Below are 20,390 nucleotides of genomic sequence, written 5' to 3'. Positions count from 1 at the left end.
TACTATCCGGCTGAAGTTTTTTCGTTTTTTTTAACATTTCTTTTGTTGATTAGGTTAAAAGGGTTTAGCTTTGCGTCCCATTAGTCTATAGGAATAATAGAGTAATACTAATTGATCACAAAGGAAGCCATTTATGGAAGAAAGGAACCAGCCATGCAACGCCAATCATTTAAGTTGCTGTTGTAGCAACTAACCTCACGCTTTACCAACAAGAGGATGCATCGCAATACCATTCTGCCTCTCCGCCAGCCCGGAGAGGAGCTGTCACCGTATTGCCGGTAATTTTCACTTAAACCAATCCAACATTTTGTAGCTATGTTACAACGATTGCTAGTCTTTTTATTGCTGCTGGGACCTCTGGCGGCATTTTCACAAACACGGACCGTAACAGGTACCGTCTTCTCTGCCGTAGAGAAAGAGCCGCTTCCTGGCGCCACCGTAGTGGTGAAGGGCTCCACCAAAGGAACCGTGACCGATGCTTCCGGTCATTTCAAACTGGATGTAAATGATCCTGCCGCCACTACACTTGTGATCACTTTCATCGGCATGAAACCACAGGAAACCGCCATCAGCGCATCTCCGCTTACCATCACCTTACAGTCTTCCGGTAAAGATATCGATGAGGTAGTAGTAATTGCATACGGTACGGCGAAGAAAAACTCCTACACCGGTTCCGTTGCACAGATCAAAGGAACCGAACTGGTGAACAGGCAGATCTCCAACGTATCCAATGCACTGCAGGGCCTTGCTCCGGGGGTACAAAGTACCACCAAAAGCGGCCAGCCCGGTGCGGATGCAACCATCCGTATCAGAGGAATAGGCTCCATCAACGCTTCATCTGATCCGCTGTATGTAGTGGACGGCGTACCTTACAGCGGCAACGTCAATGCTATCAACCCATACGACATCGAGTCTGTAAGCGTACTGAAAGATGCAGCCTCCAGCGCATTGTACGGCTCACGCGGTGCAAACGGCGTTATCATCATCACAACTAAAAAAGGAAAGAAAGGAAGTAATATCGACGTGCGCGTTAGTCAGGGCTTCTCTAAAAGAGCTGTGGACAACTACGACCGCGTATCTACAGATGATTATTTCCAGATGTACTGGCGCGCACTCTTCAACGCAGGGCTTACCAACAGACTGGACTCGGTAGCTGCTGCAAAGAGAGCCACCAGCAGACTGGTGAGCGATCTTGGTATCAATCCCTACGGCGCCGCATTCCCGCAACCGGTAGGACTTGACGGCAAACTCGCCGCAGGCGCAAAGCCATTGTGGAACTATGATTGGGATAAAGAAATGCAACGTACCGGCAGACGCACAGAAGCCGATCTCAGCATCAGCGGCGCTACTGACAAAACACGCTACTTTATCTCCGGTGGTTACCTCGACAATCAGGGTATCTATCTGGGCTCCGGCTTCAAACGCTATAATGTTCGCACCAACTTAGATGTAGATGCAAGAAAATGGCTGAAAGTAGGTCTGAACGTAAGTGCTGCACACTCTGATCAGCAGGCGCCTCCTTCTGAAGATAGCCGTACTGACAACTATGTGATCTATGGCCGCAACATCGCCGGCTTCTACCCGGTTTATCAGCATGACGCCAGCGGCGCATTATTACGTGACGCAAACGGCAACAAAATATTCGATTACGGCGCTTACCGCCCTGATGCCGCTTATCCAAGAAGCAACCTCGTTCAGACTTCCGGCATCGACAAGCACAACGTACTCCGCGATGATGTGTCTGCACGCGCCTACGGAGAAGCCTCCATCTGGGACGGCCTGAAGTTTAAAACAAGCTATAACGCCGATTACTCCGCCCGTAACGAGCACGACTACACGAACCCGACCCTCGGCTTCGATGCAGAAGTAGGAGGTACCGTAAGAAAGGCCAGCTACCGCACTTTCAGCTGGACCTTTAACAACATCTTCACCTACGAAAAAACATTCAATCAGATACATCACCTGAACCTGCTCGCAGGCCAGGAAGCGTATAAATATAAATACACTTACATCGACGGATCTAAATCAGGACTCTCCTTATCCGTACCCGGACTGGATCAACTGGATGATGCTGCATTGATCAAAGGCTTGGAAGGGTACGCCGACACCTACACACTGTCCAGCTTCCTCGGCCGCGCGGAATATGACTACAAAGGAAAATACTTCCTCTCCGGTTCACTGCGCCGCGATGGTTCTTCACGCTTCGCACCAGACAGAAGATGGGGTACTTTCTGGTCTGTAGGCGGATCCTGGAAAGCCACTGAAGAGGAATTCCTGAAGAAAAGCTCCTGGCTTAACCTGCTCACACTCCGCGCCAGCTACGGTGCACAGGGCAACGATAACCTCGGCGCTTCAGCTTATTACAACTACCTGCCTCTGATGGTAGTAACCAGCAACCTCGGTGAAGGGGGGACCTACCGCAGAAACCTCTACAACAATAAACTGAAATGGGAAACAAACCTCAACCTCAACCTGGGTGTAGATTTCTCTGTGTTCGACAACAGGCTGGGCGGTACAGTGGAATTCTTCCAGCGTAAATCAAAAGACCTGCTGTATTCCAAACCACTGCCACCTTCAATAGGCTATGGTGCTATCGATGAAAACATCGGTGAGCTGAAAAACACCGGTGTGGATGTAAACCTGCATGGTATTCCGGTTAAAACAAAAGACTTCAGCTGGACAGTAGATCTCAATCTTACCCACTACAAAAACAAAATCACTGAACTGCCGCGCAAAGAGATCATCACCAATAGCGGGTATAAAAAACTGATGGTGGGAAAATCCATCTACGATTTCTGGCTGAGAGAGTGGTCTGGTGTAAATCCCAATACCGGCGCCCCCATGTGGCATTATACTACCGCCGATGGCAAGATCAGAGATACCAGCAACTATGCAGCTGCTACACAATATTATGCCGGTTCATCACTGCCTGATATATATGGCGGTCTGACCAATACATTCACGTACAAAGGATTTTCTTTCTCCTTCCTGATTACTTACAGCCTCGGTGGTAAAGTACTGGATCTGGACTACACTATGCTCATGGGAACTGGTAATACCCCCGGTCGCGCATGGTCTGCTGAAATGAAAGATGCCTGGAGACCTGATAACAGAAACACCGATGTACCCAAGCTCACAACCCAGAATACTAACTGGACTTCGGCATCCACACGCTTCCTCTACGATGCTTCCTATGCACGTCTGAAGAGTGTCAACCTGAGCTATACACTGCCTAAGCCATTGATGGAAAGGGCGCACCTGAACAACGTTACTGTTTACCTTCAGGGCGAAAACCTCCTGACCATCTATAATCACAAAGGTATGGACCCTGAGCAGACAGTAGATGGTACTACCTATTATCGTTATCCGGCTATCCAATCACTATCTGCCGGCGTTAATCTGAGCTTCTAAAAATCGTATCATGAAAAAGAAAAAACTCATTTTCTCCGCAATACTCACCATCGCTACACTGGCGGCCTGCAACAAGGATTTTCTTGATACAAGGCCCACCAATGCAGTGCCGGAAGATCAGGTACTCAACAGCGTTGATAATGCCGAAACGATCATCAACGGAACCTGGTCCTATATGTTTGAAGAGTTCTTCACATATGCCACACCAGGCTATAAGTCCATCCACCTCACCAGCGATGCGATGGGCAGCGATGTGGCTGTAACCACTGCTTATGGTCTGCGCAACGCCTATACTTTCGTAGAGATGACCGATCAGACACAAACGCGTGTGAGAGGCTTCTGGACTATATTGTATAAGGTGATCGACAACAGCAATATCCTCATCAATAAGCTGGACAACGTTCCCGGAGATGATGCAAAACGCCGCTATCTCAAAGGACAGGCATATGTATTGCGCGCCAACAGCTATATAACGCTGGCCTCTTTCTACCAGCAGGCCGCAGACCGCAATGCGAAAACAGTTCCCATCTATACGGAACCTTCCGGCACAGAAACGCAGGGTAAACCGAAGTCAACACTCGCACAGGTTTATCAGCAGGCAATCGACGACCTGACCAAAGCGTTGCCGTTGCTGAAAGATTATACCCGCGATCAGACAAAAAAATGGAAAATCGACCTCAACGTAGCGGAAGGGCTGCTGGCAAGGGCTTATCTCTATAACAGGCAATTCAATGAAGCCATCCCGCATGCAGCCGCTGCACGCCAGGGTTATCCGCTGATGCCCGCTGATGATTACCTGAAAGGCTTCAACGACATCAACAACCCTGAATGGATCTGGGGGCACGGACAAACGCCCAACCAGAGCAACGCCAGCTATAACTTCAACTACCTGGATGTTTCATCTCCGGTGTCTTACTACAAAAGCTTTATGGCGGATCCATATTTCAAGGACCTCTTCGATAACAACGATGTACGTACCCGTCTGTTCGACTGGGATACGTTACCGGACGAAGAAGGTTACCTGCGCTACAAGAAGTTCCGTTTCCGCGATCCAGGTGCCATGGTGGGTGATCTCGTGTTAATGCGTGCTGCAGAAATGTACCTGATAGAAGCGGAAGCCTATGCCCGTACAGGTAACAGTGCCAAAGCTACGGAAGCGCTTAATGCCCTGCGTAGTGCACGTAACGCAACCCCATACAACGGAGCCGGAGGCCAGACCCTGATAGACGCAATTATGATAGAAAGAAGGAAAGAACTGTGGGGAGAAGGTTTTGCGCTCTCTGATATCATTCGTACAGGCGCTTCCGTTATAAGGAGATCATTCGTGTCTTATAATGGCAACGACAGTATCATCCGCGTGCCCCGTCCTGACGGCACATTCAAGGAGGTAGCTGCCCGTGGTCACCGTACCCTCGCACTGCCCGATGGTTCTGAATTCAAGCCCAATAGCCCGTATTACCTGTTTGCTATTCCGATTGCTGAAGTACAGAATAATCCAAACCTCAATAATTAATGACGTTTAGTCGTATACGTTACTGACGATAATGACTAAACGTAATAACGGGAAGGCTGATGGCTGAAAAGCTGTCAGCCTTTGGCTTTAATATAGCCACGGAATGATCCTGCTGAGAGGAACCAGGTAAAGTAAATAACGGTAGATAACCAGTTCATAATCGGACAGTATTGAAGTGTACCTGATTTATAGAATATTTCCGGGTCCTTAAAAATTGGTATTTTGCAGATTGGCTTAAAATGCAGTGCTATGGAAAATCTTCAGACAATCATACAATCCGATACGCCGGTGCTGATAGATTGTTTTGCCACCTGGTGTGGCCCCTGTAAAATGGTACCGCCAATCTTGAGAGAAGTGAAAGAGAAGCTGGGTGAGCGGATTCGGATCATTAAAATAGACGTGGACAAGAACCCGCAACTGTCTGCCCAGTGGCAGATCAGCAGTGTACCAACTTTACTGCTGTTTCGCAGCGGCAAATTATTGTGGCGCCAAAGCGGCGTAGTACCTGCACATCAGCTGATACCGTTACTGAACTCACATATCGCTTCATAAGGATGCCGCGTTAAGGGATTAACCTTTAGTAAACGCTTACTAAAGGTTAATCCCTTAACACTAAAACCTGTTATAAAATGTTTGCAGGTCACGGGTCAGCTGATCAAAAATAGGTTGGGTAAATAACTTGAACAGCTCATCAGGAGGCGGAGGTATCTCTTCACGGCCACCGATTAGCTGCTTGTCTTCTTCACTGAGCGCACGATAATCGCCACGATAAGTGCCGAATTGATTCTGCCAGGTGAAGCTGCCGGGAATACGGTCGGTACGCAACACCGCGCTGTTATTGGTATCAAGAATACGATAATCCAGTATACCCCTTGATACAACAGTCTTGGTGGTAATATAAAGCGTAGCCCTTACAGTAGTTCTGATTTCGATTATTCTGCCGGAAGTGTCTTTGGCGGTACCTGTGACAATTTCTTTTGATACATCCCGCTGTATACGGTCATAGTAGGTCTGTCCCACTACGAAGTCAAGGAAGCGCATCTCAATGTATTGATCCGGACGAAGGTTCTGACCACGGGCCACACGTTCATCATAGAATTGCACAAACCGGTTGATGTTACGCATCTGTAAATCTCTGACCAGGTAGTCTCTGAATTGATCCGCCGTAAATTGATAATAAAGTGAACGTACATCTACTTCACTCACCACCACATTGATAACAGCTGCCTGGAATGCCTCATCCATGCGGGTTTTGGTGTCACGGTAATTCTTGACCAGTTTGAGCGTCGCCGCAAATTCATCATATGCCTGTCTTGCACTGGCTTTATCTCCTCTTTCCATCAATGACACACCCCTTTCATAACGGATCTCCGCAGCGTTCTCCTGTGCGCCGGTAATGGCATTACTGTAATCTTTCGGTGTTACGATCTGCATAGCAGCAGGGGAGCTGCGGATGGCATTGTAGAGGGTTTGCAGTGTACGATACTCCGCACGAACAGATTCCCATTTGAGCTCATTGTTGGAAGCCAGAAAACGGTTTACACGTTCTTCATGCAGCTTAACTGCCTGTTCATAAGCTGCCGGGAGAAGTTTCAGGGCAGTGGCATCCTGCGGCTTGCGATGCAGCTTCTTCACAAATGCTGTAACAGCGGCATCATAGCGGCCTTTGTTATACAGCTTCTCGCCGGACATACAGGATTGCAGGAATAATGCTGACAGCAGGAGAGCCAGGACATAAAGCCTTGGCGAAAGGGAGGTATTCAGTAGTTTCAAGGTACCAGGTTTTGGTAATATCGTAGCAAATGCTTTGCCAGAAACCTGATAGCAGTGCCGTTATTTGATAATCCGGCGCATTTCCCTGTCAGACTCGCGTTGCTTGATGGATTCACGTTTATCATGCAGCTTCTTACCCTTACCCATGCCTATTTCCATCTTGGCAAGCCCTTTATCGGAAAGGAATATACGGAGCGGTACGATGGTATAACCTTTGTCTTTCAGTTTGTTTTCCATCTTTCTCAATTCCCGTTTGGTGAGCAGTAGCTTGCGCTCGCGGAGAGGATCGTGATTGGCGCTGGTGCCGTGGGAGTATTCTGCGATATGAAGGCTTTTAACAAACAATTCTCCTTTCGAAAAATAGCAGAAGGAATCATTAAAACTAACCCTGCTGGCACGTATAGATTTTATCTCTGTTCCAGTCAATACCATTCCTGCAATAAACTTATCCTCTATTGCGTACTCAAAATATGCCGATCTGTTCTTTAATTCTGCCATTTAATTTAATGGGATTGAAATATTTTTGATTTTGGGATTTCGAGATTTTGGAATTTTCAAATACATCGAAGACAATTAAATCAAGTATTAATCTTCGCTGTATTTAAAAATTCCAAAATCTCGAAATCCCAAAATCAAAAATTAATTCTTAAACAAACTCAACACATTGGCGAGTTTGGTCTTTAATTCTTTTCTGTCCATGATGAAGTCCAGAAAACCGTGTTCCAGCAGGAATTCAGCACTCTGGAAACCGGCAGGAAGATCTTTCTTGATGGTTTCTTTAATGATCCTGGGACCAGCAAAACCAATCAGGGCGCCAGGCTCAGCGATGTTCATATCTCCGAGCATAGCGAAAGATGCGGTTACACCACCAGTGGTAGGATCAGTCATCAGAGAGATATAAGGCAGCCGTGCATTAGCCAGCTGTGTCAGTTTCGCGGATGTTTTAGCCATCTGCATCAGAGAGAACGCACTTTCCATCATACGGGCGCCACCTGATTTGGAAATGATCATCAAAGGCTTCTTGTGCACGATGCAATAGTCAATAGAACGCGCTATTTTTTCACCTACTACAGAACCCATCGAGCCCCCGATGAAATTGAAGTCCATACAGGCCACTACGAGATCGTTCCCCAGCACCGTACCGGTGCCTACTGTCATAGCGTCTTTCAACCCGGATTTCTTCTGCGCTTCCTTCAGCCTGTCAGAATATGGCTTCAGGTCTTTAAAGCCCAGGAAATCGGTCGGATAAATATTGGGAAACAGTTCCTCGAACTGGTTATCATCAAAAATAATTTCGAAATACTCTCCGGAATTAATACGGTTGTGATAGTTACACTTGTCACAAACATAATAATGTTCCTTCAGGTCCTTTACAGTGGTGGTTTTCTTACAGTTTGGGCACTTATGCCACAATCCATCCGGTGCTTCTTTCTTTTCACTGGTGGTAGTGGAAATACCCTGTTTAATACGCTTAAACCAGCTTGACATATTTTACTATTAGATTAGAAAATAGTGGTGCAAGATACGAATTATAAAATACCTTTCAGCGTTTAGGTATACAGACTTGGTAAAAAAGACTTTTTTTAATCGTATATATAACTGAAACGGAGCCAAAGGTGATAATATAATATTATTCACCGATGCCTCCGTGTAATTATTATGCAATTAATACATTAGTAAATAACTGAAACCTAGCTTTTAAAAATTAAAAGCTATCTCAACTATTTGTTTCTGTTAATGCAATTGAGATCCTGGAACGCTTCTTCAAGGCGCTTTACAAAGGTTTCTTCACCTTTGCGGAGCCATACGCGCGGATCATAGTATTTCTTGTTAGGCTTGTCTGCACCTTCGGGGTTACCCAGCTGGGCCTGCAGGTATTCTTTCTTGCCTTCGTAGTAATCATGCACCCCTTCCCAGAACGCCCACTGCATATCTGTATCGATGTTCATTTTGATCACGCCGTAACCCAGCGCTTCCGCGATCTGATGCTTCGGAGAACCACTGCCGCCATGGAATACATAGTATACAGGTTTAGCCTGGGTCTTGAATTTTTCCTGGATATACGCCTGGCTGTTGTGCAGGATCACAGGACGCAGTTCCACATTACCTGGAGAATATACGCCATGCACATTACCGAAAGCCGCAGCTACAGTAAAGCGGGAGCCTACCTGCGATAATTTTTCGTATGCATAAGCTACTTCTTCAGGCTGGGTGTACAGCTTGGAATTGTCAACACCTGAGTTGTCCACACCATCTTCCTCACCACCGGTAACGCCCAGCTCAATCTCGATGGACATTCCCAGTTTATTCATTCTCTCAAAATATTTATGAGAAATTTCAATGTTCTCAGCAATAGGTTCTTCAGACAGATCCAGCATATGAGAGCTGTACAGCGGCTGGCCATGCAGTTTGAAATATTCTTCACCGGCAGTCAGCAGACCATCAATCCAGGGCAGCCACTTTTTGGCAGCGTGGTCAGTATGTAATACTACAGGAACGCCATAATATTTGGCTACTTCATGCACATGCTTTGCACCGGAAATACCACCGGCAATGTTTGCCTGCAGTTTATCGTTAGGCATTCCTTTACCTGCAAAAAACTGGGCGCCACCATTGGAAAACTGGATAATAACCGGAGAATTCACCTTTGCAGCTGTTTCCAGCACCGCATTAACGGAGTTAGTCCCCACAACATTCACGGCAGGCATTGCAAATCCGTTGTCTTTGGCATCGTTGTACAGCGCATCCAGCTCCTCGCCGAATAATACGCCAGCTCTGTATTTTCCCATACTTTACGTTGTATTTTTTTTTAAAGGAAAGCAAATATAAGGAGTTAATGAGAAGATTTATAGCGAAAAGAATTTTCTGCAGATGAAAATCTGCGGAAAGAAAAATGTACTTTACCCGGATCTCACGAAGGATGCCTTACATCCGGCACAAATGAGCATGTCCCGGAATGCTTGCCAGTATTGACTTTGCAGGTGATAAAAAAATAACTTCAACTTACGGTCAGTGTATTCCCGTTTACAGTGATGCTGTAGGATGCAAGTGCCGCCGTAGCCGGACCCGTATTCACTGCGCCGGTGGTAGCGTATCTGCTGCCATGTCCGCAAGGCGCGTTACATTCAATCAGGTGGGTAGTATTATTGTAGGTGGCCACGGTGCAACCCTGATGGGTGCAGGTGCTGGATAATGCAGAAAATGCACTGGCCGTATTACCCGTGCCGGTGCGTATCAGTATAACGCCATTCTGTATTTTGAAATCACCGGGATTAAGCAACGTTGCATTCAGGTCTACGGTGAGCCTCGCATTGCCGTTGCCGGGAGGAGTGGTGCCGCCACCGCCATATCCGCCGCCGCCTTTGCTGCATGCGGCCAGACCCGCTGTGCAGGCGAGTGCCAGCGTCAGCCCTATCTCTGAAACAAATTTTCTTCTTTCCATAAAAGGTATTTGATGAAGTGAAAAGATATATCTCGCTTTCGTCGAGTCGATCAAACGAATGCCGTCATCTCTGTTTTACGTCAATGGAAAGAAGGAGGTTGCCTCCTCGTGAAAGTTATTGGAGCCGCGTAAGCAATTCGCGGAAATAAGCAGGAGCTTCCAGCAGGCGGCTGCCATACCAGGAAAACATCTCGCCATCAACCAATAGCACCTGGGCCTCCGGCAGGTATGCCCGGATCTCGGCAATATGTTTTTCTTTAAAAGGATAAGGTTCTGAAGACAACAACACCAACCTGCTGCCGCTGGCTGCTAGTTGCTCAGGCGTAATAGAAGGATACCTGGTAAGATGTTCGAACACATTCTCAAAGCCGCAACGGTACAACATCTCATGGATAAAGGTGTCACCGCCTGCAGCCATCCACGGATCTCGCCAGATGAAGTAAGCAGTAGGTATCGGTGTTGCAGCACATGACAGTTGTGCAAAACCCTGTTGTATCTTTTCCACCAGGGCAGCAGCTTCCACAGCACGACCCGTAACAGCGCCCACGCCGTTGATCATATCACAAGCGTCCTGCAGACACTTTATATCACTGACCCATACCGGGAAATGCGCAGCCAGCGCGTCAACGTCGGCAGCCGTGTTTTCTTCCTTGTTGGCAATAATAAGATCGGGAGAAAGTTGTTGTACAATATCAATATGTACATGCTTGGTACCGCCAACACGGGTCTTGCTACGGAACCAGCTTTCAGGGTGTACACAGAATTTGGTGATGCCCACCACTTCGGCATCAAGGCCAAGCGCATATAGCAGCTCTGTTTGCGAAGGCACCAGGGAAACGATCTTCCCTGGCAGCTTCGCGAGTGTTATTGTACGTTGGAGCTGATCAGTGAATTGCATGACTCTTATCTTCCCAGCGCCTGTATAATATCATATTTGGTAACAATGTGATGGTCGCCGCTTTCATCTTTGGTAAGCACAGCGCCGTTCTCCCGGTTAATATATACAGAGAGCTTTTCTATCGGTGTGTCTTCACTTACCAGTGGGAAAGGCGCATGCATCACCTGTCGCACCTGTGCGTCTTTCAGGTTTACATCATCAATCAGTTTATTGAACAATCCATTCTCTGAGATGGCGCCAACGATGTTGCTGCCATGCATTACCGGAATATGTTCAATATCAAACTTCTTCATCTTTGCAATCGCATCACTTACTTTTTCATCGGCTGTAACAGTTACCAGCGGTAGGTTACGGCGCGCATTTACCACATCTTTCACGGTCTTTACATCCAGGAAACCACGCTCCATCATCCACTGGTCGTTATATACTTTACCTACATAACGGCTGCCATGATCATGAAAAATGACTACCACAAGGTCAGTAGGCTTCAGACTTTCTTTCAGCTGTAAAAGCCCAGAGATAGCTGATCCTGCGGAGTAGCCCACAAAGATGCCTTCTTCTTTGGTAATACGGCGTGCCATAACAGCACCGTCTTTATCGGTCACTTTTTCGAAGGCGTCAATCACATCCATATCATAGTTCTGCGGCACAAAATCTTCCCCGATACCTTCAGTAATATAAGGGTACACTTCGTTCATATCCTGCTGCCCGGTTTCAAAGTACTTCTTCAGCAACGAACCGTAGCTATCGATAGCCCATACTTTAATATTGGGATTTTTTTCTTTCAGGAATTTACCGGTGCCGGTGATAGTACCTCCGGTGCCGGTTGCCACTATGAGATGCGTAACCTTGCCGTCTGTCTGTTCCCATATTTCAGGACCAGTCTGCTCATAGTGTGCATCGCGGTTAGCAAGGTTATCATATTGATTCACATAAAATGAATTCGGAATCTCAGTAGCCAGTCTCTTGGATACAGAGTAGTAGGAGCGCGGATCTTCAGGCTCTACATTGGTAGGGCAAACGATCACTTCTGCGCCCACAGCTTTCAGAATATCCACTTTTTCTTTGGACTGTTTGTCGGTAGTGGTGAAAATACATTTGTAACCTTTGATCACCGCCGCAAGGGCCAGTCCCATGCCAGTGTTACCGGAAGTGCCTTCAATGATGGTGCCGCCGGGTTTCAGCAGCCCTTTCTGTTCTGCCACTTCCACCATTTTAAGGGCCATTCTGTCTTTGATGGAGTTGCCTGGATTAAAGAACTCTACTTTGGCAAATACCGGGCAGGGGAGGGAAGCGGTTACCCGGTGCAGTTTTACCAATGGGGTATTTCCAATCGTTGCAAGTATGTTTTCTGCATATTTCATAAAACAAGAAAGTTGTACAATGACGAAAATACATAATCCCCTGCAATCTGCGATCAACTGCCCCAATCCACACGGAGCAACCTTCCGTCCACCATCCTCTTCATGACTGATCTTCACACAATTATTATCCTCCCCGCTAATCTCCGCCCAATCTTCTCTCATCAGGAAAATCAAAAGAATCATACAAATCAAAGTCCTACTTTTGTCCCCGATGACTAAAAGAATATTTATCACCGGCATTGGGACTGGCGTTGGAAAAACAGTGGTGTCCGCATGTGTTACAGAAGCATTGCAGGCCGATTACTGGAAACCTGTGCAGGCCGGAACGGAAGAAGGTACCGATACACAGACCATTCAGTCCCTTATCAGCAATAAACTGACTGTTTGTCATAAAGAAGCTTACTGCCTGGAAATGCCCGCATCGCCGCATCTGGCGGCCCGCGCAGAAGGAATTACCATCGATGCGGGACTTATTGCCCGGTTGGCAGACAATTTGCAACCAGAGCAACGTTCCCTTGTAATTGAGGGGGCAGGCGGACTGCTGGTGCCGTTAAATGATACCGTTTTCACCGCAGACCTCATACGCACACTGAACGCAGGCGTGATCATTGTAGCACAGAACTATCTGGGCAGCATTAACCACTCCCTGCTCACTGCCAGGGAATTACAACGTACAGGCGTAAGGGTTATCGGCTGGATTTTCGGCGGCGAAAGGAACAGTAACGAAGACGATATTGTGAGATGGAGCGGATTCCCGAAAATCGGACGCATCCCGCAGACGGCAACGCTTAGCCCGGACTTTGTACGGCAGCAGGCGCAGCTGCTTTCAGCGCCGCTCAATACCTTATTGAATGACCACTAAGAAGGATATACGAAAACAATTCCTGGAGCTACGGCTCAACCTGGACGATGTTACCACCACTGCCCTCAATGAGGCGATACTGGCCAATTGCAGACGGCTCACCTACGACGGCATTCATCAAGCACACCTCTTTCTGCCCATCTCAGAAAAAAAAGAAGTGGACACCTGGCCACTGGCATCCTGGCTCAGGGAGCATCAGCCACAAATCAAGCTGGTACTGTCCAAAGCCGATATGAAAACCGGTGAAATGTTCCACTTCGCCTGGGAACCCAATACCATCCTGGTAAAAAACAGGTTCGGTATTCCCGAGCCGCTGAGCGGCACAGAAGTATTGCCCGAAGCGATAGATCTCGTATTTGTACCTTTACTGGCATTCGATATACTGGGCCATCGCGTGGGATACGGCAAGGGAATGTACGACCGCTTCCTGAAACAATGTCGCCCCGATGTGCGTACAGTAGGACTTTCCCTGCTGGAACCTGTGCCCGCCATTACCGATATCGACAACTGGGATGTGCCATTGCAAACAGTGATCACACCGGAACGTATTTACCATTTCAGGAATTAATACCTGATACAGTCTTATTCTAAAACTATCATCGTGCTGAAATATCTGAAACTGTTACTATATCCTTTCTCTCTCCTGTATGGCCTCGTAATGTGGCTGCGCAACAGGTTTTATGACAAAGGCCTGCTCACCGCCGTGGAATTTGATATACCCACAATTGCCGCCGGCAACCTCTCTGTCGGAGGTACCGGTAAAACACCACACGTGGAATACATGATCCGGCTGCTGAAAGAGCATTACAGAATAGCCACCCTGAGCAGGGGCTACAACCGCCGCACCAAAGGGTATATCCTCGCGGATGAAAACAGTACGGCCGCTGACATCGGAGATGAACCCATGCAGTTCCATGATAAATTCCCCGACATCAGCGTTTGTGTAGGAGAAGAACGTATGCTCGCCATCCCCCAGCTATTGGGCGACGAGCCGGCCACGCAGGTAGTACTGCTGGACGATGCATTCCAGCACCGCTCCATCAAACCAGGAATGAACATACTGATCACAGATTACAACCGCCTCTTTACCCGTGACCATGTAGTGCCCTTCGGCAGATTGAGAGAAGGCCGCAAAGGATACGAGCGCGCAAATTGCATCATTGTATCCAAGTGCCCGCCCGATATGTCCGTTGCAGAAAAACAGGCGCTCCAAAAAGAAATTAACCCGCTGCCTCATCAGCGGCTGTTTTTTACTACCTTGCAGTATGGCACCCTGTATGATATGGCCAGCCTGCAGCCTGTAACCGTTTCCCATGAAGCATCCGTATTACTGGCCTGCGGCATAGCAAGGCCGGCGCCATTGCTGCAGACACTGCAAAACCGTTTTTCACAGGTGTTCCTGCTGCCTTTCCCGGATCATTATTATTATTCGGAGAAAGATATCGAGAAGATCAAAAAAGAACGGAACGATATGCCCGGCACAGAAAAGATTGTCATCACTACCGAGAAAGATGCCGTCCGCCTGCATCTCCTCAGGAAAACACTGGCAGCGCAAAACCTGCAGATCGCCGTGATGCCAGTCGAAATTTCGTTCCTCTTCGATGAGGCGGAATTATTTAATAATTTTATTTTTGACTACGTAAACAGGAGCCTGCCTGCTATCAGTCAATAATACTTACTACAAAACATGAGTAAAAAGAAGAAAGATAAGAAACACGCCGGTCAGAAGAAAACCTTCCGCGGTGTGGTAGAATTGACCAGGTCAGGTATGGCCTTCATAATCGTGCCCGGCCTTACCAAAGATATCATGGTAAAGCAGAAGAACCTGCACACCGCCCTGGATAAAGATGAAGTGCTGGTGGATGTTATCAAGCAGGCCCGCAACGAGGGCCGTATGGAGGGCGTTATAACGGACATCCTTAAACGAAATAAAACAGAATTTACCGGCACCATGCAGGTAAATAAGAACTTCGGGTTCCTGATTACAGACAAGGGAATGTTCATGCCGGATATCTATATCCCGGCCAACTCACTCAAAGATGCAAAGAACGGCGATAAAGCCGTCGTGAAAATAGTAGCCTGGGGAGAGAAATCACGCAAACCCGTAGGAGAAATCATTGAAATCCTCGATGCTGCCGATACCAACGACCTGGCCATGAAGGAAATCCTCATCGAAGCCGGCTTCCCCCTCAACTTCCCCGATGAAGTATTGAAAGAACTCGCCGCGATCAAAGAAGATATAACGGAAGCGGAAATACAGAAACGTAAAGACTGCCGCAAGATCCTCACTTTTACCATCGACCCCGTTGATGCCAAAGATTTTGATGATGCCATTTCCATCCGCAAGCTCAAAAACGGCTTGTATGAAATAGGCGTGCATATTGCCGATGTAAGCCACTTCGTAATCCCCGGTACCGCGCTGGACCAGGAGGCTGAAAAACGCGCCACATCTGTGTACCTGCCCGACCGCGTGCTGCCCATGCTGCCGGAAAAGATCTCCAACGAACTCTGCTCTTTACGCCCGCATGAAGATAAACTTACCTTCTCCGCTATGTTCCAGATGAACGAAAAAGGCGAGGTAAAACAACACTGGATAGGCCGGACCATAATCCATTCCAATCACCGCTTTACCTACGAAGAGGTGCAGGAAACAATCGAGAGAAATGAAGGCCCTTACGATACAGAAGTATTACTGCTGAATAAGATTGCCCAGACATTGCGCCAGGACAGATTTGCACACGGCGCAATCAATTTCTCCTCACAGGAAGTACGCTTCAAACTGGATGAAACCGGCAAGCCGGTAGGTATCGTGATTAAAGAAAGCAAGGAAGCGCATCAGCTGATTGAAGAGTTTATGCTCCTGGCCAACAGGACCATCGCTGCATATGTTTCTAAACTCCGTGTTAACAAGCAACCCGTGCCTTTCCCTTACCGCGTGCACGATACGCCGGATGAAGAAAAACTGAAAGTGTTTGCTGCATTCGCCGGAAAGTTCGGTTACCGGTTTGATACCAGCTCACCGGAAAATATTGCACGGTCTTTCAATACCATGCTGCAGATGGTGCAAGGCAAACCGGAACAGCACGTGCTGGAAACGTTGGGTATCCGCACAATGGCTAAGGCCATCTATACGGTAGATAATGTGGGCCACTACGGGCTTGGGTTCGAAGACTATTGCCATTTCACATCTCCGATACGCCGCCACCCGGATGTACTGGTACACCGTGTCCTGGCTGAATGTCTCGCCGGTAACATACACCCCGATAAACAAATGGAAAAGAAATGCCGCCACGATTCTGAAATGGAACGCAAAGCAATGGAGGCAGAAAGGGCGGCCAACAAATACAAACAGGTGGAATACATGCAACAGTTCATTGGTCATACTTTTGATGGCGTGATCAGTGGCGTGGCACATTTCGGTTTCTGGGTGGAAACAGTGGATACCAAATGCGAAGGCCTCGTAAGCATCCATAACCTGAACAAAAGAGAAGAGTTTGTTTTCAATGAAAATGAATATGCCCTCGTCGGACAAGCCAGCGGCCGTAAGTTTCGTATAGGTGATAAGGTTAGCATTCGGGTGGTCGCTTCCAACCTGGCCAAACGCCAGCTGGACTATGACCTCGAAAGTGAACTGGGAGAACTCGCACAACGCGATACCCGCAGACAGAATTTGCCCAAACAGCGGGACGATAGGAGAGATAACCGCAAGAAGAAAAAAGAAAAACAAGGTAATTATATCCCGAAGAAACCATGGCAGCAACAACCTGCAATGCAACCCGCTGTCACCGTTACGCCGGAACCAGTTCCTGAACCGGTAGTGGACCAGGTAGCTGTTGAAACACACGTTGTAGATGTAACTACACCGCCACCTGTGGAAGCAGTGCCTGCGCAGCCTGCTACACCGAAGAAAACAGGCGCGAAGAAGGAAAAGGCGGTCGGTAAAAAAGACAAAGTCCCCGCTGCCACCGGAAATGCAAAAGCAAAGAAGGTTGCCGTTGTTGAAGCGCCTTTGGCCCCGCCACCTGCACCGAAAAAGGCTGCCGCCAAAAAATCGGCAGACAAACCTGCGGTGAAGAAGACCACTGCAAAGAATGCCGCTGCTACCGTTAAAAAGACGCCGGCCAAAACAGCCGTTGCCAAGAAAGCCACCGCGAAAAAAGCCGCTGCAGATGCGAAGAAAGCACCCGCTAAAAAAGCTGTTGCTAAAAAAGCCGCAGTGAAAAAAGCTACTGTTGCAAAAGAAACAAAAGCAACAGCTTCCCATCCAAAAAAAGCCGTTGCTCCTAAAGTAGCAGCCAAAAAAGCTGCACAAAAGGCTTCTCCGAAAAAAGCGGCAGCCGGGAAGAAAGCCTCTTCGAAACCAGTACCCACAGCGAAGAACAAGGCAAAGAAAAAATAGCAAAATAAAAAAATAAAAAAATAATTAGATCCACCTGAAATGCATTCATTTAACGAGTTAATTACACAGTTTAATCAAGAATTCAATAAGCAACATTTTCCGGAACAACCCGCCAGCCTGTATAACGCTGCCTCCCATATGCTCAGCATCGGAGGCAAGCGCATACGCCCCGTTTTGTGCCTGATGGGCAATGAACTGTTTGATACGCTGCATCCCGATGCATTCTCAGTTGGTATGGCCGTGGAGCTGTTCCATAACTTCACACTGATACACGACGATATCATGGACAAAGCACCCATTCGCCGCGGTAAGCCTACTGTGCACACCGTATTCGGCGATTCGGCTGCGATACTCGCCGGAGATGTCCTGTTAATCAGTGTGTACGACAGACTTAACAAAGTACAGTCAAAGTACAAACAGAAGATCATCTCTGTATTCAACAAAGCCGCTATTGAAGTATGTGAAGGTCAGCAGCTGGATATGGACTTTGAAGGAATGGACCCTGAACAGGTACAATACAACGATTATGTAAATATGATCGGCCTCAAAACTTCTGTGCTGCTCGCCGCCAGCCTGCAGCTGGGCGCTATCGTCGGTGGCAGCAGTGAAGGCAATCAGGAACACATCTACTCATTCGGCAAAAATATTGGCATCGCTTTCCAGATACAGGACGATTACCTGGACGCATTCGGCGATCCTGATAAATTCGGAAAACAACAAGGTGGCGATATCCTCGTGAATAAAAAAACATTCCTGCTCCTGAAAGCGCTGGAACTGTGCAACCCCGCGGAAAAGACAGCCCTGAAAGAGTTGCTCGTTTCATCCCCGGATAATAAAGTAGAACGCGTGCTCGATATTTTCCATAGTTGCAAAGTAGACGTATGGGCAGAAAAGGAAAAAGACCGCTTCCAGCAGATGGCGTTCGAAAGCCTCGAAAATATTGCCGTACTATCCTCCCGTAAAAAACCGTTAATGGAACTTGCTGACTATCTTTTAAATCGCGAACAATAGTTTTTTGTATCTAAAATCGCGTTATATTCGCGCCTCTACCTTTTAACTGTAATTTTACTAGCCAATGTCTAACTCGCTGTTTAGGAAAAAGTCACTTAGCACTATTTTAAAGGATGCCAACGAAGGGTTATCTGATGGCCACGAAGGAGGAATGCATAAAGTGCTAAAAGTGAAAGACCTGACAGCAATGGGAATCGCAGCGGTAATAGGCGCGGGTATTTTCTCTACTATCGGTGAAGCATCTTTTCACGGCGGTCCGGGTGTATCCCTGCTGTTTATCATCACCGCTATAACCTGTGGCTTTTCTGCTCTCTGCTATGCGGAATTTGCCGCACGCGTACCGGTTTCCGGCAGCGCTTATACGTATTCATATGTAACATTCGGAGAACTGGCTGCCTGGGTAATAGGCTGGGCCCTGATCCTGGAATACGCCATCGGTAATATCGCAGTGGCTATTTCCTGGAGCGGCTATTTCAACAACTTGCTCAAAGGGATCGGGCTGGAACTGCCGAAGTGGCTGGCCAGCAACTACGACAGCGCTACGCCTGATATTGTTGCCAGTGCACCGCATATCGGCAGCCTGCCGCTCATATTCAACCTGCCTGCATTCATGGTGGTAGTACTGATCACCTACCTGGCTTATATGGGCATACGGGAAAGTAAACGCAGCGCCAATTTCATGGTGGCGCTTAAGATACTGGTGATCCTGTTTGTGATCGTAGTTGGATTCTTTTATGTGGATAAGGCCAACTGGTCGCCCTTCCTGCCAAATGGTTTTTCCGGCGTGCTGAAAGGAGTATCCGCTGTGTTTTTTGCCTACATCGGTTTTGATGCAGTGAGCACTACCGCGGAAGAATGCGCAAACCCGCAGCGGGACCTCCCCAAGGGCATGATCTATTCGCTCATTATCTGCACAGTATTATATATCCTGATCTCTCTGGTGCTTACTGGTATGGTGCCCTTCTACAAATTAAAAGTAGATGATCCCCTGGCTTTTGTATTTGATGAAGTAAACCTCAGATGGGTCGGCTATATCATCTCCGTGAGCGCCGTGGTAGCCACCACCAGTGTATTGCTGGTATTCCAGATAGGGCAGCCCCGTATCTGGATGAGCATGAGCCGCGATGGTCTGCTGCCAAAGCGCTTCAGCAAGATACATCCCCGCTTTAAAACACCTTCTTTCGCCACCATCATCACCGGTCTGATTGTAGGTATCCCTGCACTATTCCTCAACCTCACCATTGTAACAGATCTTACCAGTATAGGCACCCTCTTTGCCTTTATCCTGGTATGCGGTGGCGTACTCATACTGCCCAGAGACGAAAACGATGATAAAACACAGCAACGTTTCCGCCTGCCCTATATCAACGGCCGCATCATTGTACCGGTACTGGTAATCGGCCTGGCCATTTTCTTCCGCAATGAAGTAGGCGCCAAACTCTCCTTCGCCGGAGGCTGGGAAGTATGGAAACACAATATTCCTTTCCTCATTTTTATGGTAGTAACCGTGCTGATCACGTTCTATGCTGCTACCCGCAGCCTCTCACTGATACCGGTGTTAGGCCTGTTAAGCTGCTTCTACCTCATGACCGAGATCGCACTAAAGAACTGGATCGTGTTCTCTATCTGGCTGGTAATCGGCCTCGTCATCTATTTCTGCTACAGCTACAGCCACAGCAAGCTTAAAAAGTAAAATTTTTCGTAACTTAATAGTAGT

General features: G+C 47.7%; 16 protein-coding genes. 9 read left to right on the top strand and 7 right to left on the bottom strand.

Features of this window, described 5'->3' with window-relative positions:
• Nucleotides 1-315 precede the first annotated feature (315 nt).
• The 3 genes from VM802_RS08810 to trxA all read left to right on the top strand — a co-directional run bounded on the left by VM802_RS08810 (nt 316) and on the right by trxA (nt 5,476).
• Nucleotides 316-3,411: a SusC/RagA family TonB-linked outer membrane protein gene (locus VM802_RS08810; protein ID WP_325529464.1), complete on the top strand. Its 3,096-nt coding sequence runs from the start codon at nt 316-318 to the stop codon at nt 3,409-3,411.
• Between the two features lie 10 nt (nt 3,412-3,421).
• On the top strand, nt 3,422-4,924 hold the full coding sequence (locus VM802_RS08805; RefSeq protein WP_325529463.1) for a RagB/SusD family nutrient uptake outer membrane protein: 1,503 nt from the start codon (nt 3,422-3,424) through the stop codon (nt 4,922-4,924).
• Between the two features lie 249 nt (nt 4,925-5,173).
• On the top strand, nt 5,174-5,476 hold the full coding sequence (gene trxA / locus VM802_RS08800) for a thioredoxin (protein WP_325529462.1): 303 nt from the start codon (nt 5,174-5,176) through the stop codon (nt 5,474-5,476).
• Between the two features lie 60 nt (nt 5,477-5,536).
• Here trxA and VM802_RS08795 read toward each other — a convergent pair whose 3' ends face one another.
• The 7 genes from VM802_RS08795 to VM802_RS08765 form a co-directional block, all read right to left on the bottom strand.
• Entirely contained in the window at nt 5,537-6,697 is a 1,161-nt protein-coding gene (locus VM802_RS08795; protein WP_325529461.1) for a hypothetical protein, read from the bottom strand.
• A 60-nt stretch (nt 6,698-6,757) separates the two neighbouring features.
• Nucleotides 6,758-7,195: an SsrA-binding protein SmpB gene (gene smpB / locus VM802_RS08790; protein ID WP_325529460.1), complete on the bottom strand. Its 438-nt coding sequence runs from the start codon at nt 7,193-7,195 to the stop codon at nt 6,758-6,760.
• Between the two features lie 141 nt (nt 7,196-7,336).
• Complete coding sequence (accD, locus tag VM802_RS08785; RefSeq protein ID WP_325529459.1) at nt 7,337-8,185, bottom strand: acetyl-CoA carboxylase, carboxyltransferase subunit beta; 849 nt, start codon at nt 8,183-8,185, stop codon at nt 7,337-7,339.
• Between the two features lie 233 nt (nt 8,186-8,418).
• Nucleotides 8,419-9,486, bottom strand: coding sequence for a class II fructose-bisphosphate aldolase (gene fbaA, locus VM802_RS08780; protein ID WP_325529458.1), 1,068 nt, complete (start codon nt 9,484-9,486; stop codon nt 8,419-8,421).
• Between the two features lie 209 nt (nt 9,487-9,695).
• Complete coding sequence (locus VM802_RS08775; RefSeq protein WP_325529457.1) at nt 9,696-10,139, bottom strand: QcrA and Rieske domain-containing protein; 444 nt, start codon at nt 10,137-10,139, stop codon at nt 9,696-9,698.
• 115 nt (nt 10,140-10,254) lie between these two features.
• A complete protein-coding gene (locus VM802_RS08770; RefSeq protein ID WP_325529456.1) occupies nt 10,255-11,037 on the bottom strand; it encodes an ABC transporter substrate-binding protein in 783 nt (260 codons plus the stop codon).
• Nucleotides 11,038-11,042: 5 nt separating this feature from the next.
• A complete protein-coding gene (locus VM802_RS08765; protein ID WP_325529455.1) occupies nt 11,043-12,401 on the bottom strand; it encodes a pyridoxal-phosphate dependent enzyme in 1,359 nt (452 codons plus the stop codon).
• A gap of 211 nt (nt 12,402-12,612) precedes the next feature.
• Here VM802_RS08765 and bioD point away from each other — a divergent pair, with 211 nt between their 5' ends.
• The 6 genes from bioD (at nt 12,613) to VM802_RS08735 (ending at nt 20,366) form a co-directional block, all read left to right on the top strand.
• The gene (gene bioD / locus VM802_RS08760) at nt 12,613-13,263 is read left to right on the top strand and encodes a dethiobiotin synthase (protein WP_325529454.1); all 651 of its coding nucleotides are present in this window, start codon (nt 12,613-12,615) and stop codon (nt 13,261-13,263) included.
• Complete coding sequence (locus VM802_RS08755; RefSeq protein ID WP_325529453.1) at nt 13,253-13,831, top strand: 5-formyltetrahydrofolate cyclo-ligase; 579 nt, start codon at nt 13,253-13,255, stop codon at nt 13,829-13,831. Before bioD ends, VM802_RS08755 begins: the two co-directional genes overlap by 11 nt.
• A gap of 33 nt (nt 13,832-13,864) precedes the next feature.
• The gene (lpxK, locus tag VM802_RS08750; protein WP_325529452.1) at nt 13,865-14,935 is read left to right on the top strand and encodes a tetraacyldisaccharide 4'-kinase; all 1,071 of its coding nucleotides are present in this window, start codon (nt 13,865-13,867) and stop codon (nt 14,933-14,935) included.
• 15 nt (nt 14,936-14,950) lie between these two features.
• Complete coding sequence (gene rnr / locus VM802_RS08745; protein ID WP_325529451.1) at nt 14,951-17,662, top strand: ribonuclease R; 2,712 nt, start codon at nt 14,951-14,953, stop codon at nt 17,660-17,662.
• A 39-nt stretch (nt 17,663-17,701) separates the two neighbouring features.
• Entirely contained in the window at nt 17,702-18,673 is a 972-nt protein-coding gene (locus tag VM802_RS08740; protein WP_325529450.1) for a polyprenyl synthetase family protein, read from the top strand.
• Between the two features lie 64 nt (nt 18,674-18,737).
• Complete coding sequence (locus VM802_RS08735; protein WP_325529449.1) at nt 18,738-20,366, top strand: amino acid permease; 1,629 nt, start codon at nt 18,738-18,740, stop codon at nt 20,364-20,366.
• The last annotated feature ends 24 nt before the right edge of the window (nt 20,367-20,390 follow it).

It is taken from the genome of Chitinophaga sp. (assembly GCF_035538455.1).
GTDB lineage: Bacteria > Bacteroidota > Bacteroidia > Chitinophagales > Chitinophagaceae > Chitinophaga.
The sequence above is the reverse complement of the archived record's forward strand: the minus strand, read 5'-3'. Positions and strand labels throughout refer to the sequence as shown.

Excerpts from the sequence above, each read along its gene's own strand:
- VM802_RS08810 (WP_325529464.1), top strand. The coding sequence starts at position 316 with ATGTTACAACGATTGCTAGTCTTTTTATTGCTGCTGGGACCTCTGGCG.
- VM802_RS08805 (WP_325529463.1), top strand. The coding sequence starts at position 3,422 with ATGAAAAAGAAAAAACTCATTTTCTCCGCAATACTCACCATCGCTACA.
- trxA (WP_325529462.1), top strand. The coding sequence starts at position 5,174 with ATGGAAAATCTTCAGACAATCATACAATCCGATACGCCGGTGCTGATA.
- smpB (WP_325529460.1), bottom strand. The coding sequence starts at position 7,195 with ATGGCAGAATTAAAGAACAGATCGGCATATTTTGAGTACGCAATAGAG.
- accD (WP_325529459.1), bottom strand. The coding sequence starts at position 8,185 with ATGTCAAGCTGGTTTAAGCGTATTAAACAGGGTATTTCCACTACCACC.
- fbaA (WP_325529458.1), bottom strand. The coding sequence starts at position 9,486 with ATGGGAAAATACAGAGCTGGCGTATTATTCGGCGAGGAGCTGGATGCG.
- VM802_RS08775 (WP_325529457.1), bottom strand. The coding sequence starts at position 10,139 with ATGGAAAGAAGAAAATTTGTTTCAGAGATAGGGCTGACGCTGGCACTC.
- VM802_RS08770 (WP_325529456.1), bottom strand. The coding sequence starts at position 11,037 with ATGCAATTCACTGATCAGCTCCAACGTACAATAACACTCGCGAAGCTG.
- VM802_RS08765 (WP_325529455.1), bottom strand. The coding sequence starts at position 12,401 with ATGAAATATGCAGAAAACATACTTGCAACGATTGGAAATACCCCATTG.
- bioD (WP_325529454.1), top strand. The coding sequence starts at position 12,613 with ATGACTAAAAGAATATTTATCACCGGCATTGGGACTGGCGTTGGAAAA.
- VM802_RS08755 (WP_325529453.1), top strand. The coding sequence starts at position 13,253 with ATGACCACTAAGAAGGATATACGAAAACAATTCCTGGAGCTACGGCTC.
- rnr (WP_325529451.1), top strand. The coding sequence starts at position 14,951 with ATGAGTAAAAAGAAGAAAGATAAGAAACACGCCGGTCAGAAGAAAACC.
- VM802_RS08740 (WP_325529450.1), top strand. The coding sequence starts at position 17,702 with ATGCATTCATTTAACGAGTTAATTACACAGTTTAATCAAGAATTCAAT.
- VM802_RS08735 (WP_325529449.1), top strand. The coding sequence starts at position 18,738 with ATGTCTAACTCGCTGTTTAGGAAAAAGTCACTTAGCACTATTTTAAAG.